Genomic DNA, 13,623 nt, shown 5'->3' with positions numbered 1-13,623 from the left:
ATAATAATCTTTTTTGGTTACAATGTAATTGGCTAAAACACATTGAAAGGAAGATTATTATGGCTCAACTAAATATTACCCTAAACTTAGAAGAAATTACAGAGGCAGTTCTAAACAGTGATATGGATCAGATGATGAAGTCCCTAACTGTAACCATCTTTAATGCCTATATGCAAGCAGAGCGTGAGGAATTTATTAATGCTAAGCGCTATGAGCGCACAGATGACCGGAAAGATTATCGTAATGGCTCCTATAAAAGAAACTTTAAAACAAAGGTAGGGACTGTTGAACTGGATGTCCCTCGGACACGATCAGGAGAATTTGATACCAAGCTATTCGATAAATATCAACGTATGGACAAGGCCTTTGTGGCTGTTTTAACCGAAATGTATATTAATGGGGTCTCAACACGCCGTATTAAGAAGGTTGTTGAAACACTCTGTGGCGAAGGTGTTTCTAAATCATTTGTCTCTTCAGTAAATAAAAACTTGGACCCTGCTGTTTTCGAATTTAAAGGGCGTTCCCTAACACATACGAATTTTCGATATGTTTATGTCGATGCCATGTATATTAAAGTTCGCGAAAACCATCGTTCTGTCTCTAAAGGTGTTTATATTGCTCAGGGTATTAACGATGATAATCGTCGCGAAATTATCGGCTTTATGATTGCTGATAATGAATCAGAAGAAAACTGGAAGAACTTCTTCCTTGATTTAAAGGCCAGAGGCCTAACTAAACCAACATTAATTATATCTGACGCCCACAAGGGACTAAAATCAGCGATTAGTAATCAATTTTTAGGCACTACCTGGCAACGGTGTACGGTTCATTTTCTACGTAATATTTTAGCTCATTTTCCAAAAAAGGATTGCAGTCATGAGAGAAGTCTTCTAAAGAGAATATTTAATGCTGATAGTCAACAAAGAGCGCGAGAGTTAAAATTTGAATTTGTAGAATACGTTAGTGGCAATGAGAAATATGACAAAGCTGTTAATACGCTAGAGGAAGGCTTCGAAGATGCTATCCCATACTTATTAGAACCCACACCTTATCGCGTTTCACTGAAAACAACTAACAGTCTAGAAAGGCTAAATCGAGAAATTAGAAGAAGAGAGAAAGTTGTCGGCCTCTTTCCTAATATAGAGGCTGCGGAGCGACTTATAGGAAGTGTATTGCTTGATTTGCATGAATATTGGGAGACATGTCCTCATAAATTCTTTAATAACATAGTCTAAATATTTATACCCACCAATTACATTCTATAATTTACACAAGATTGTGGACTTGACATATGCCTGCCCGTGTCTCAAACTCATCTAAAAAGGAAGTTAGCGTAGAATAAGCTAGGGAGCGGATTATGCCCGTGTCTCAAACTCATCTAAAAAGGAAGTTAGCGTAGAATGAGCTAGGGAGCGGATTATGCCCGTGTCTCAAACTCATCTAAAAAGGAAGTTAGCGTAGAATGAGCTAGGGAGCGGATTATGCCCGTGCCTCAAACTCATCTAAAAAGTAAATTAGTGGAGAATGGGTTCGAGAGTGAATCAGGCCCGTACTTCAAACTTATCTAAAAAGTAAATTAGCGTAGAATGAGCTAGGGAGCCTAACCCGATCTTCAACTGATAATCTCTGGAGAACTATATTCTCTGTAACCATGCTATAATATAGCAGAATAAGATGTAACGAGAAGAGTTAGGTGAGGCTAAAAATCAGCTAAGCTTTATTGCTAAATAGTGATTCTCACTACATAATTAAATAAAAGGATGATTAGTTAATGACAGATCAATTTGAATTAATCGCCCCCTATGAGCCAAATGGGGACCAACCGACGGCGATTAAGGAGTTAGTAGCTGGGGTGGAAGGCAATGATCCGGCCATGGTCCTCCTTGGTGGGACTGGTACTGGGAAAACTTTTACCATGGCTAATGTGATTGCTGAGACCAACCGGCCGACTCTGGTTTTGGCTCATAATAAGACTTTGGCGGGTCAGCTATACGGGGAGCTCAAGGAGTTCTTTCCTAATAATGCGGTTGAGTATTTTGTTTCTTACTACGATTATTATCAACCTGAGGCCTATGTGCCGTCATCTGATTCTTATATTGAAAAGTCAGCTTCCGTTAATGATGAGATTGATAAGCTGCGTCATTCGGCTTCGTCAGCGCTCTTAGAGCGGCGGGATGTGATTGTGGTTGCCTCGGTGTCTTGTATCTATGGTTTGGTTAACCCAGAAGACTACCGCGACCATGTGATTTCTATCCGGGTGGGTCAGGACTTGGAGCGTAATGAACTGATGCGACGCTTGGTTGACAACCAGTTTGAGCGTAATGATATCGATTTTCGCCGTGGTACCTTCCGGGTCCGGGGGGATGTGCTAGAAATATTCCTGGCCTCACGGGAGTCGACAGCGATTCGGGTGGAATTTTTCGGTGATGAAATTGATCGGATTCGAGAAATTGATACCCTGACGGGCGAGGTCAAGGCGGATGTCGACCACTACCCGATTTACCCTGCTACCCACTTTGTGGCCAATAATGAGCAAATTCGCCAGGCGGTGGCCTCGATTGAAGCTGAGCTAGACCAGCGCCTTGAAGAGTTACGCGCTGAAAATAAATTGTTGGAAGCTCAACGTCTCGAGCAGCGCACCCGCTATGATATGGAGATGCTTTTGGAAATGGGGTATTGTAATGGGATTGAGAATTATTCCCGCCATATGGATGGCCGAGCCCCTGGTGAAGCGCCATTTACCCTCTTGGACTTCTTCCCCGATGATTATCTCTTGATGGTTGATGAGTCTCATATGACCATGCCCCAGGTTCGTGGCATGTACAACGGGGACCGGGCCCGCAAGCAGATGCTGATTGACCATGGTTTCCGCCTGCCGTCAGCCCTGGACAACCGACCTTTGAAATTAGCTGAATTTGAAGAACGGGTCAACCAGGCTATTTATGTGTCGGCCACCCCAGCGGACTATGAAATTGAAAAGGCGAGTGGCGAAGTAGTTGAACAGATTATTCGGCCAACTGGCTTGCTGGATCCAATTGTGGAAGTGCGCCCAATTGCCGGGCAAATTGATGATTTAATTTCAGAAATTAATGACCGGGTGGACCGCAATGAACGGGTCTTCATCACGACCTTGACCAAACAAATGTCGGAAGACTTGACCGATTATCTAGAAGAAGTCGGCATTAAGGTCAAATATCTCCACTCTGATATTAAGACCTTGGAACGGACGGAGATTATTCGCGATCTCCGCCTTGGGATTTTCGATGTCCTGGTCGGAATCAACCTCTTGCGGGAGGGAATTGATGTGCCTGAAGTTTCCCTGGTAGCGATTTTGGATGCTGACAAGGAAGGTTTCCTCCGCAACGAGAAGTCGCTCATCCAAACCATTGGCCGGGCCGCTCGGAACGCGGGCGGTCATGTCATTATGTATGCGGACGGTATTACTGATTCTATGCAGCGTGCCATTGATGAGACCAAGCGGCGTCGGGCCATTCAAGAGGCCTACAATGAAAAACATGGTATTGTACCGCAAACCATTAAGAAAGAAATCCGCGACCTGATTGCCATCACCCATGATGTCGATGCCGCAGCCGAAGCGGTTGACCTGACTGAATCCATCCGGGCGCTTAGCCGCGACGATAAGGCCCAAGCTATTGAAAATCTGGAACTGGAAATGCGTCAGGCTGCCAAAGACCTTGAATTCGAGAAAGCGGCTGAACTGCGGGATATTGTCATGGAAATGAAGGCCGAGTTTAATATGAAGTAAGGAAAACCTAAAAGATTAAATTTTCACCGCCTAGCGCTTTTAGGGTTGCCTAAAAGCGCTTTGTGTCGTAAGATAACAGTACAATATAGTTTATGAGAAAGGTGATTTGATGATAGATTTGAAGAAATTCGCTAAGCGAAACAAGGGAACTGGTATTTTTGCTGCCGGCGCTTTGGCAGCAACAGCTGGGGTCAAATTATTGACTAGTAAAACAGCTAAACAGGCCTATTCAACAGTGATTGCCAAGGGCATGCACGCTGTTGATGAGGTGAATCAAGTGATTTCAAGTGCTAAACAGCAGGCTGAAGACGTTTATGAGGACGCTAAGGATATTTACGCAGCTGATAAGCAAGCTGAAGCCCAAGAATTAGTTGTGGTAGAACCGACTACCGATTCAGCACCAGCAGCTGATGCGACAAGTCGGGAAGTGGACTAGCATGACAGCTAGTTATCGTATCCTCCACCAAAGCGGGTCTAGAATACGTCTGGGCCTGCCTTTTGTATCTAGCCCAAATGTTCAGAATTATCTCAACCAGCTGGCTCGCCAGGTAGATGAGATTGATTATCTGCAATTTTACTTGCAGGCTGATCGGATGACCATCCATATCAAGCCGGGCCAAAAAATTGATTTAGCCAGCTTTTTATCGCGTATTGATTTGGATACGGTTCAATCCTTTTATGAAGATGCTAAGGATTTAGTGACGGAAGGTCCCGGCCAAATTATCACCAGTCAAGTGCTCAAACGGATGACTTATAAGACCTTGGTCCCGCCACCAGTACGTTATGGTATCACCCTGGCTAAGGCTTGCACTTACGGCTGGCAAGCTCTCCAATCCCTCTTAGCTAAGCAACTAGATATGGCCGTCCTAGATTTTGCAGCGGTCCTTGCTTCTATTTACCAAAATGATTATGAAGCGGCTGGTACAATCATGTTTATTTTAGAGTTAGGTGAGCGCTTAGATGCTTGGACCTTGGATAAGTCAATTTCAGACTTAACTGCCGGCCTTAACCAATCAGATGTTGATATCTGGCGATTAGACGAGGACGATGAGCGTCATCTGGTCAATGCCCAGCTCATTAAAGCCGGGGACCGGATTGTGGTGGCTGAGGGCCAGAGTATTTATTTTGATGGTCAAATTGTTGCTGGTAGTGGCGCCACCCAGGAGGGGAGCCTAACTGGCGAGCCTTTCCCGGTAGCCAAGCAAGTCGGCGACCAGGTTTATGCCAATACCGTGCTTGAAAGTGGTGAGTTAATTGTTCAGGTGACAGATGCTCAGATGAATTCCCGTCTCCACCGCTTGATTGACCAAATTCACACCGCCCAAGACCAACAGTCTAGCCAGGAGGTTAAACTATTATCGCGGGCCGATGATTTAGTCAAGTATAACTTTATTGGTATGGCCCTAACTTACTTATTGACTGGTCAAGTGGCTAAGGCCATGACCTTTTTAATGGTTGATTTCTCCTGTGCCATTAAGCTCTCGACCTCGATTTCATATATGACAGCTATCCGCCAGGCCCTGCAAGCGGGTATCTTAGTCAAGGGGTCACGTTTTATTGACCTCTACCAAGAAATTGACCAATTTATTTTTGATAAGACTGGCACCTTAACTGAGAGTAAGTTAGAAATTAAGGAAGTCATTCCTTTTGGTGACTACACTTACGAGGAAGTGCTGCGGATTGCTGCTTGTCTGGAGGAACATTTCTATCATCCTATTGCCCAATCAGTAGTTGACAAGGCTAAGGATGAAGGTATCGACCATGAGGAAATGCATGGGCCTCTCTACCATATCGCCTCTAAGGGTGTGAAGTCATCAATTGATGGCCAACCGGTCTTGATTGGTTCTTATCGCTTCCTCCATGAAGAAGGTGTGGTCTTTGACCAGGATAGTCAAGCGCTGATCGACAAGTATAAAGGCCGCTATAACTTGTTGTATTTGTCTTTTGCCAAGGATTTAATTGCCATTTTCTGTATCGATACGCCTTTAAGAGCTGAGACTGTGTCAGTGTTAAGTGAGCTCAAAGCTCAGGGCAAGGAATTAGCCCTGTTAACCGGGGATACTAGTGACCGGACAGCAGCGGTTAGAGAATTAGTGGACTTTGACCAGGTTAAGACAGATGTTAGCCCACAGGATAAGTTTGATTTTATTAAAGCCCAACAAGCTGACAACAAGAAGGTGTTAATGATTGGGGATGGCTTGAATGATTCAGCAGCCATTGCCCAAGCTGATATCGGTGTGGTCATGGCTGACTCATCGGATATCGCCCGGCAAACAGCTGATATCATCTTCCTCAATGACCAACTCACCTCCTTTGCTAGGATGGACCAGGTCCACTATGCCCTAGATGGTCAGCTTAATCGTAACTTAAAGTTGGCGGTAGCCATTAATTCTAGTTTAATTGGTTTTGGCCTCTTAGGATGGCTAGCTGGCTCTAGCTTAGCCTTACTCCACAATTTGACGACTGTGGTGATTGTGGCTGATAGTTTAAAATTTAAAGTGACAACTTAATCGTTAGGAGACCTTGTTTAGCTGATTAATCGTCTAACAGGGTCTCCTTTGATTTAATTAAAAATTTAGTGAATGTCTGAGTGAAAAAATATATACTTAGACTAGTTCAGTAGACGTCTAGAAAAGAGGAGAAATATGAAGTTTGAACGTGCCCTGCTCAAGCGGCCCATCGTTGTGATTCCTGCTACTGTCATCGCTATTTTAGCTGCGGCCGGCCTAGCCAATAGTGTCCTATCCAATTCTAGTGACCAAGAAGCAGCCTATCAGGTAGTTACTGTTGCCAAGCAAGACCCCGTCACCATTGACGGTAAGGCTGGGCTTAAACAGGATGATGCCTATTATTACAAGCCTGAAAGGGGCGACTTGGCTGCTATTAATGTCAGTAATGGGCAAAAGGTTGCCCAGGGCGACCTGCTCTTTAGCTATCAAAATATTGAAGCCCAGCAGCAAATTGAAGATGCTAACCGCCAGCTCAACCGTCTCTATAATGAGCGGGCTCGCTTGTATGACCAACTGAATAGTGGCCAGGCCATGGCAAGTTCAGCTGGTACAACTTATTTAGCCCAGCCCCTAAGCCAGGATTTAGCTGGTAAAGATGGGAGCCAGGCGCCAGCCCTAGCTGATAGTCCGGGCGCCTTAGCTGGTCAAGAGGGTGTCGACCAATCAGGGGTCAACCTCCTACCAGCAGCTGATGAGGCCGCAACTGATCCAGCTAGCCCGGCCAGTGGGGCGACTAACGATGCCATCTATGACCAATTGCGCCAGGTCAACCAGCAAATTGAGGATGCGGAAATTAACTTGAGCCGGGCCCAAAATAATACCAATAACCTGGTAACCGCTGAAAGACCAGGCCGGGTAGTAGTTGACGAAGCTGGCCGAACCGATAGTAGTCGGCCACTCATTCGAGTAGTCAGCGAGGATAGTCAGGTTCAGGCCGAAGCCGGTGAGTACGACTACTACTTGCTTAGCAAGGGTCAGTCGGTGGACCTGGAAATCCCAGCTAATGGACAGTCAACAACGGGAGAAATTAGCAACTATAGCAAGTTACCAAGCCAATCTCCGTCTCTACCAGCAGCAGGTGGTTCAGTTGCTCCTAGCGGTGGTGAGGCCAAATTTGCCTTCACGGTTAAACCCAAGGAAAAAATCCAACCAGGTTTTTCAGTAAAAATCTCCTTCCCACTTAAGGGTTTTGCCTTGCCGGCCAGTGCCCTAGTCAAGGACAAGGGAAAAACCTTTGTTTATCTGTATAAAGATGGTCAGGTCAAACGGCAAGAGGTCCCGACCCAAAAGCAGGGCCGTCAAGAGGTAGTCACCGATCAACTGAAAGCGGGCGACCAGGTGGTAGTCAATCCTGAAGGACTTAGCGATGGCCAAGAAATTGAGGTTACTGACCAGGCCAACTCGGCTAAGCCTGACCAGAAGGATTAGGTGGTAGTTATGACGAGACAGGTGAAGTCAGTCCAACCCCTGATTGAACTGCGCGGCCTAAATAAGTATTACGGTACAGGTGAAAACCAGGTCCATGTACTCAAGGATATTAATTTGACCATTAACCAGGGCGAGTTTGTTTCGGTGATGGGGCCGTCAGGTTCAGGCAAGTCCACCCTAATCAATGTGGTAGGATTTTTGGACAATAAATTTACTGGTGACTATTTATTCCAGGGCCAGCCCCTGAACCAGCCCAGTGATTTGGAGATTTCTAAGCGGCGTAACCAGTTTGTTGGCTTTATTTTCCAATCATTTAACCTAATTCCTAATATGACCATTGCTGATAATGTCCGGCTACCCTTACTCTATCGCGGTATGGCCGCCAGCCAAACCCATGACCAGGTTGAACAGGCCCTGGCTCGGGTTGGCTTGGCTGGGCGCGGGGATGCTAAACCCTACGAATTGTCCGGAGGGCAAAAGCAACGGGTGGCCATTGCCCGGGCTTTGATTAACCAACCTAGTTTTATCATTGCCGATGAGCCGACGGGGGCCTTGGATACCAAGACCTCGCGTTTGGTCATGGACATCATTGCTTCCCTCCACCAGGAAGAGGGCGTAACCATCCTAATGGTAACTCATGACCCGACCTTGCAGGCTTATGCCGACCGCCATATCACCATTGTGGATGGGACCATTAAGTCAGATGGTCAGGAGATTTTTATTCCCCAGGCCTACCAGGACTTGACCCAAGTTGAAGGAGGTGGCCAAGTTGATGCGGATTAGTGAAATCTTAAAATCTTCACTAGCGACTATGCGGATGAATGGCCGCCGGACCTTCTTGACTATGGTAGGGATTATCATCGGCATTGCCGCGGTCATCACGATTATGTCCTTGGGTAATGGTTTTCAAAAGGCCACCTTGGACTCCTTGACTGATGATAAGGATGGTCAAGTCAGCCAGCAGGTCATTTTTCAACCGACTCAAATGGATAGTTATGACCCCAGCAAGACGCCAGCTTTTTCAGCCAACGATATCCAGTTAGCGAGTCGTTATCCGGGTGTTGCCAAGGTTGAAATAGACCAGGGTAATCCTGATCAGGCCCAATACTTGGATGTTGTTCATGCCGGAGAGAAGAATAGTTGGCCAGTTAAGCCAGTGGACCAGGCCCAAGGTGACCTGCTAGCCGGTCGGGCGCTCAATGAAGCGGACTCCCAGGGTCTAAAGGCCTATGCTATGATTTCTGACCAGCTGGCCCAGCAATATTTTGCGAGCCCCCAAGCTGCTATTCATCAAAGTCTTAATATAGCTGGCAAGGACTATACTATTGTTGGCGTCTACCCCCTAGGTGGCATGGAAATGTCATCAGGTGGCGGTGGTTTCAATATTTCTGATCCTAGCCAAATTTTACTGCCCCGGGCCAGTATGCAAATCTTCGGCCCAGCCAGACAAGGGGCTGGTAACTTAAAAGTTTACTTTGAAAAAGCTGATGAGACCAAGAAGGTCATGGAAGACTTGGTTAAGGAGCTCAATGAGGTGGGTAGCCTGCATAATCAAGGGTCTTATATCTTTATGGATATGTCCGAAATTCTAGCTGGTGTCGGCCAGTCGCTGAATATGATTACTTATTTTGTGTCGGCAGTCGCAGCTATTTCCTTGCTGATTGCTGGCGTTGGCGTCATGAATATGATGTATATCTCTGTGTCTGAACGGACTCAGGAGATTGGTATTCGCCGTGCGATTGGGGCTAGCCAGGCTAATATCCAGCAACAATTCCTCTTTGAAGGGGTCGCCATCACAAGCTTAGGCGGTTTAATCGGCTATGTTATGGGGATTTTAATTGCCAAATTAGTAGCTTTGGCACTGCCGTTCCCGGCTGTTGTCGATTGGGGGACCGCCCTGATGGCTGTTTTAATCTCAGTCTTAATCGGGATTATTTTCTCCGTCTTTCCGGCCAGGGCCGCCGCCCGTAAAAATGTCGTCGAAATTTTACGTTAAGGCTAGCTGTTGGATTAATTGCATAGATAAAAAAAGCCTGGGTCATAAGTCCCAGGCTTTCGTTGTTATACGAATATTAGTAGCATAGTCGGGTTCCAGCAGGCATACTATATCCGTACGCATTGAAAATGCTACGGCTATAGCAAAGAAGCTAAACTGAAGTCGTTTCACTAGGCAGACTCAATATCTTTTAGATATTGGTCTGACTAGCTCCAACGATTCAGCTCAGAGCGCTTCTTGTCGCACCCTTTATTAGTCGGGTTCGCTTTGGCAGGCATGTCGCCACTTCAGAAATTAGCTCCACTAGCTTGCAGCTACTGGGCTAATTTCTTCCAGTGGTCCGTGCCTAAGCGCCGAGTCTCACACCCTTTTAGTCGGGTTCGACTTGGCAGGAATGAAGTCACTTCAGAAATCTGACTCAATAGCTTGTAGCTATTGGTCTGATTCCTTCCAGTGATTCATTTCTAAGCGCCAAAGCTCACACCCTTAATTTTTCTTAACCCGCTGCCAGTTGTAGATGGTCAGCAGGGTCCAGGCTAAGCCTAGGCAGAGGCCACTGATAATATCAGAAGCATAGTGGACGCCCAAATAGATGCGTGAAAAGGCTAAAAAGATAGCTAATAAACTGGTCCCTAGCCAGACAAACTGTTTGCTGGTCTTGGTTTTTAAATATTGGCAGAGAAAATAAGCGAAACAGCCGTATATCACCACGGCGCCAAAAGAATGGCCGGAAGGGAAAGAGGGGCTGGATACGTCGACCAGGTGGTCAGTGAATTGCGGCCGGGGCCGGTCAACTAGTAGCTTTATCAGAGGGTTGGCGACTACGTTTCCTAGAATGGTAAAGACTAGATAATAGAGGGCGACTCGTCGGTTGGCAAAGTAGTAGAGGATTAGGCTGAGACAGACAATGACAATACCCATGATGATGGGATTGCCTAACAAGGTTCCCCATTGGAAAATGCGGGTGAGCCAAGTTGGCCCTATATTATAGAAATGTTGGCCCCATTTTAAGTCAAAAGCTTGTAAGCTTTGGCTGTGGTTAAGGACCAGCAAGGCAAAGATGACCACCGGCAGGCAGAATAGTCCGGCCCAATAAAGTAGGTATTTAGATGGGTAGTTTTTCATTTATATTCCTCCGTTTTTTAGTCTCAACTAGTCTAAGCTTATTGCCCCTTAAAAGCAAATATATTTTAGCAATTTTCTTAATAAAACTTGCATTTGTTTGCTTTATTGGCTATACTAACCCAGTACCATTTTCTAGGTTTAATGAGTCACCTCGACGTTTTACTTAGATTATGGCCAATATTTAAGAAAGAGGTGTTGTCATATGGCAATTACAAAAGAACGTAAAAACGAAATCATCAAAGAGTTCGCACGTCAAGAAGGAGATACTGGTTCTCCAGAAGTACAAATCGCAGTTTTAACTGCTGAAATCAACGCACTTAACGAGCATGCGCACCAACATCCAAAAGACCACCATTCATACCGTGGCCTAATGAAAAAAGTTGGTCATCGTCGTAACTTACTTGCTTACCTACGTAACAAGGATGTTGCCCGTTACCGTGAATTAATCAAACGTTTAGGTCTACGTCGTTAATCTGGCGCCTGACCCAATATTTAAAAACAGGCGGGGTCCTACTTTCAAGGACCTCGCTTTTTTGTTACTATAGACTAAGCAGTTGTGCTCTACTAACCAATGCCATGCAGGTGACGATGTTGGTGGCGAGTCGCCTATATGGCTTTGATTAGTAGAAGGCTGCTAGTAAAATTAAAGGAGTTTAACCCCGATGGAAAAACAGGTTTTTAAAATGAACTGGGCTGGTCGCCCCTTACAGGTGGAAATTGGTCAGTTAGCCAAGCAGGCCTCAGCAGCGGCCTTGATCCGCTATGGTGAAACAGTAGTGCTAACCGCGACGGTTGGTGCTAAAGAAGCTAAGGAAGGACAATCCTTCTTCCCATTGCAAGTTAACTATGAAGAAAAAATGTATGCGGCTGGTAAAATCCCAGGTGGCTATATCAAACGTGAGGGCCGTCCGTCTGAACATGCGACCCTAACCGCGCGCTTAATTGACCGTCCCATCCGTCCTATGTTCCCGGAAGGCTTCTTAAATGAGGTCCAAGTAATTAATACGGTGATGTCAGTAGATCCTGATTGTAGTCCGGAAATGGCGGCCATGCTGGGGTCATCAATTACTCTCTCTATTTCTGATATTCCTTTCGCTGGTCCAATTGCTGGTGTTAATGTGGGCCGGGTGAATGGCGACTTAATCATCAATCCGACCAGTGAACAAATGGCAGCCTCTGATTTAGATTTAACTGTTGCCGGCACCAAGGATGCCATCAACATGGTTGAGTCTTCTGCTGACCAGTTAAGTGAGGCTGAGATGTTAGAGGCCTTGATGTTTGGCCATACCGCTATTCGCGAGTTTTGCTTCTTCCAAGAAGAAATCGTCCAAGCTCTGGGCCAAGAAAAGATGGCAGTGGAATTGCAAATTCCTAATCCTGACTTAGTAGCTGAAGTGACCACCCAGTATCATAGCCAGATGGTTGAGGCGATTCAGACCTTTGACAAGTTAGAACGGGAAGAAAATATCCAGGCAGTTAAAGAAGAAATTATCGCTAACTATGATGCCCGCTATCTTGATGATGAAGATTTCATCGCTATCCACAATGATGTGGTCCGAATCGCTGACCAATTAGAATACAATGAAGTTCGGCGCTTAATTACTGACGATAAGGTGCGCCCAGATGGCCGTCAAATCGATGAAATCCGGCCTTTAGCATCTGAAGTAGCGCTCTTGCCACGGGCCCATGGTTCTGGTCTCTTTACCCGGGGTCAAACCCAAGCGCTATCTGCTTGTACCCTGGCGCCTTTATCAGAGCAGCAACATATTGACGGTTTAGGCGAAGAAGAAAACCAACGCTTTATGCACCACTATAATTTCCCACAATATTCAGTAGGTTCAACTGGACGCTACGGCTCACCAGGCCGGCGGGAAATTGGTCACGGCGCTTTAGGTCACCGGGCCTTAAACCAAGTCCTACCAAGCGAAGAAGAATTCCCTTACGCCATTCGTTTGGTTGCCGAAGTTTTAGAGTCTAATGGGTCATCTTCGCAGGCTTCTATTTGTGCTGGCACCCTAGCTCTGATGGATGCCGGTGTGCCAATTAAGGCCCCAGTTGCCGGAATTGCCATGGGCTTGGTCATGAATGAACATGACAGCAGCCAATATACCGTCCTAACTGATATCCAAGGTTTAGAAGACCACCTAGGTGATATGGACTTTAAGGTAGCCGGTACCCGGGATGGTATCACAGCCCTACAAATGGATATCAAGATCCAAGGGATTACTGAAGATGTCTTACGAGAGTCATTAGCCCAGGCTAAAACAGCCCGGATGCAGATCTTAGATAATCTACAGGCGACTATTGCTGAGCCACGCGCAGAACTATCTAAGTATGCACCTAAGATTGAAATGATTCAGATTGATCCTGACAAGATTAAGGTGGTTATCGGTAAGGGTGGCGAAACGATCAATAAGATTATCGATGAGACGGGTGTTAAAATTGATATCGATGATGAGGGCAATGTGTCCATTGCATCTTCTGAGGCCGATATGATCGCCCGAGCTATTGAAATTATTCGCGAGCTAACCCATGAGGTTGAAGCCGGTGAAGTTTACAAGGGAACTGTTAAGCGAATTGAGAAATTCGGCGCCTTTGTAGAAATTTTACCTGGTAAAGATGGCTTGGTGCATATCTCTGAAATCCAGCATAAACGCACCAACAATGTTGAAGATGTCCTTTCACTCGGTCAAGAAGTCGATGTCAAAGTGATTGAGATTGACAACCGCGGTCGGATTAACCTATCCATGAAGGCCTTGACCAAACGTGAAGATGAAATTTAAAATTTGATTTGATGA

The 13,623-nt window shown here is 45.8% G+C and carries 10 protein-coding genes; 9 read left to right on the top strand and 1 reads right to left on the bottom strand.

Annotated elements, in window-relative coordinates:
- The first annotated feature begins 59 nt into the window (after positions 1-59).
- The 7 genes from AWM75_RS02815 to AWM75_RS02785 all read left to right on the top strand — a co-directional run bounded on the left by AWM75_RS02815 (position 60) and on the right by AWM75_RS02785 (position 9,700).
- The gene (locus AWM75_RS02815) at positions 60-1,235 is read left to right on the top strand and encodes an IS256 family transposase (RefSeq protein WP_067977262.1); all 1,176 of its coding nucleotides are present in this window, start codon (positions 60-62) and stop codon (positions 1,233-1,235) included.
- A gap of 536 nt (positions 1,236-1,771) precedes the next feature.
- Positions 1,772-3,766, top strand: a complete 1,995-nt coding sequence (gene uvrB, locus AWM75_RS02810; protein WP_067977973.1) for an excinuclease ABC subunit UvrB — start codon at positions 1,772-1,774, stop codon at positions 3,764-3,766.
- Positions 3,767-3,884: 118 nt separating this feature from the next.
- Positions 3,885-4,202, top strand: coding sequence for a DUF6110 family protein (locus AWM75_RS02805; RefSeq protein WP_158320152.1), 318 nt, complete (start codon positions 3,885-3,887; stop codon positions 4,200-4,202).
- A gap of 1 nt (position 4,203) precedes the next feature.
- Positions 4,204-6,276 (top strand): heavy metal translocating P-type ATPase, encoded by a 2,073-nt coding sequence (locus AWM75_RS02800; protein WP_067977968.1) that lies wholly within the window; start codon positions 4,204-4,206, stop codon positions 6,274-6,276.
- Positions 6,277-6,411: 135 nt separating this feature from the next.
- Entirely contained in the window at positions 6,412-7,704 is a 1,293-nt protein-coding gene (locus AWM75_RS02795; RefSeq protein ID WP_067977965.1) for an efflux RND transporter periplasmic adaptor subunit, read from the top strand.
- Positions 7,705-7,713: 9 nt separating this feature from the next.
- Positions 7,714-8,487, top strand: coding sequence for an ABC transporter ATP-binding protein (locus AWM75_RS02790; RefSeq protein WP_082702030.1), 774 nt, complete (start codon positions 7,714-7,716; stop codon positions 8,485-8,487).
- On the top strand, positions 8,477-9,700 hold the full coding sequence (locus tag AWM75_RS02785) for an ABC transporter permease (RefSeq protein WP_067977961.1): 1,224 nt from the start codon (positions 8,477-8,479) through the stop codon (positions 9,698-9,700). Before AWM75_RS02790 ends, AWM75_RS02785 begins: the two co-directional genes overlap by 11 nt.
- 486 nt (positions 9,701-10,186) lie before the next feature.
- Here the strand turns inward: AWM75_RS02785 and AWM75_RS02780 are convergent, their stop codons facing one another.
- A complete protein-coding gene (locus tag AWM75_RS02780; RefSeq protein ID WP_067977959.1) occupies positions 10,187-10,825 on the bottom strand; it encodes a phosphatase PAP2 family protein in 639 nt (212 codons plus the stop codon).
- 202 nt (positions 10,826-11,027) lie between these two features.
- On the opposite strand from AWM75_RS02780, the gene rpsO reads away from it, so the two are divergent.
- Both rpsO and pnp read left to right on the top strand, forming a co-directional pair.
- The gene (gene rpsO / locus AWM75_RS02775; RefSeq protein WP_067977957.1) at positions 11,028-11,297 is read left to right on the top strand and encodes a 30S ribosomal protein S15; all 270 of its coding nucleotides are present in this window, start codon (positions 11,028-11,030) and stop codon (positions 11,295-11,297) included.
- 190 nt (positions 11,298-11,487) lie between these two features.
- A complete protein-coding gene (pnp, locus tag AWM75_RS02770; RefSeq protein ID WP_067977954.1) occupies positions 11,488-13,608 on the top strand; it encodes a polyribonucleotide nucleotidyltransferase in 2,121 nt (706 codons plus the stop codon).
- The last annotated feature ends 15 nt before the right edge of the window (positions 13,609-13,623 follow it).

Origin of the sequence: Aerococcus urinaehominis (genome assembly GCF_001543245.1) — a bacterium.
In the GTDB taxonomy this organism is placed as follows: domain Bacteria; phylum Bacillota; class Bacilli; order Lactobacillales; family Aerococcaceae; genus Aerococcus; species Aerococcus urinaehominis.
Note: the sequence above shows the minus strand (reverse complement) of the source record. Positions and strands in the feature narration are given on the sequence as shown.

Excerpts from the sequence above, each read along its gene's own strand:
- rpsO (WP_067977957.1), top strand. The coding sequence starts at position 11,028 with ATGGCAATTACAAAAGAACGTAAAAACGAAATCATCAAAGAGTTCGCA.
- AWM75_RS02800 (WP_067977968.1), top strand. The coding sequence starts at position 4,204 with ATGACAGCTAGTTATCGTATCCTCCACCAAAGCGGGTCTAGAATACGT.
- AWM75_RS02795 (WP_067977965.1), top strand. The coding sequence starts at position 6,412 with ATGAAGTTTGAACGTGCCCTGCTCAAGCGGCCCATCGTTGTGATTCCT.
- AWM75_RS02785 (WP_067977961.1), top strand. The coding sequence starts at position 8,477 with ATGCGGATTAGTGAAATCTTAAAATCTTCACTAGCGACTATGCGGATG.
- AWM75_RS02780 (WP_067977959.1), bottom strand. The coding sequence starts at position 10,825 with ATGAAAAACTACCCATCTAAATACCTACTTTATTGGGCCGGACTATTC.
- AWM75_RS02815 (WP_067977262.1), top strand. The coding sequence starts at position 60 with ATGGCTCAACTAAATATTACCCTAAACTTAGAAGAAATTACAGAGGCA.
- uvrB (WP_067977973.1), top strand. The coding sequence starts at position 1,772 with ATGACAGATCAATTTGAATTAATCGCCCCCTATGAGCCAAATGGGGAC.
- AWM75_RS02790 (WP_082702030.1), top strand. The coding sequence starts at position 7,714 with ATGACGAGACAGGTGAAGTCAGTCCAACCCCTGATTGAACTGCGCGGC.
- pnp (WP_067977954.1), top strand. The coding sequence starts at position 11,488 with ATGGAAAAACAGGTTTTTAAAATGAACTGGGCTGGTCGCCCCTTACAG.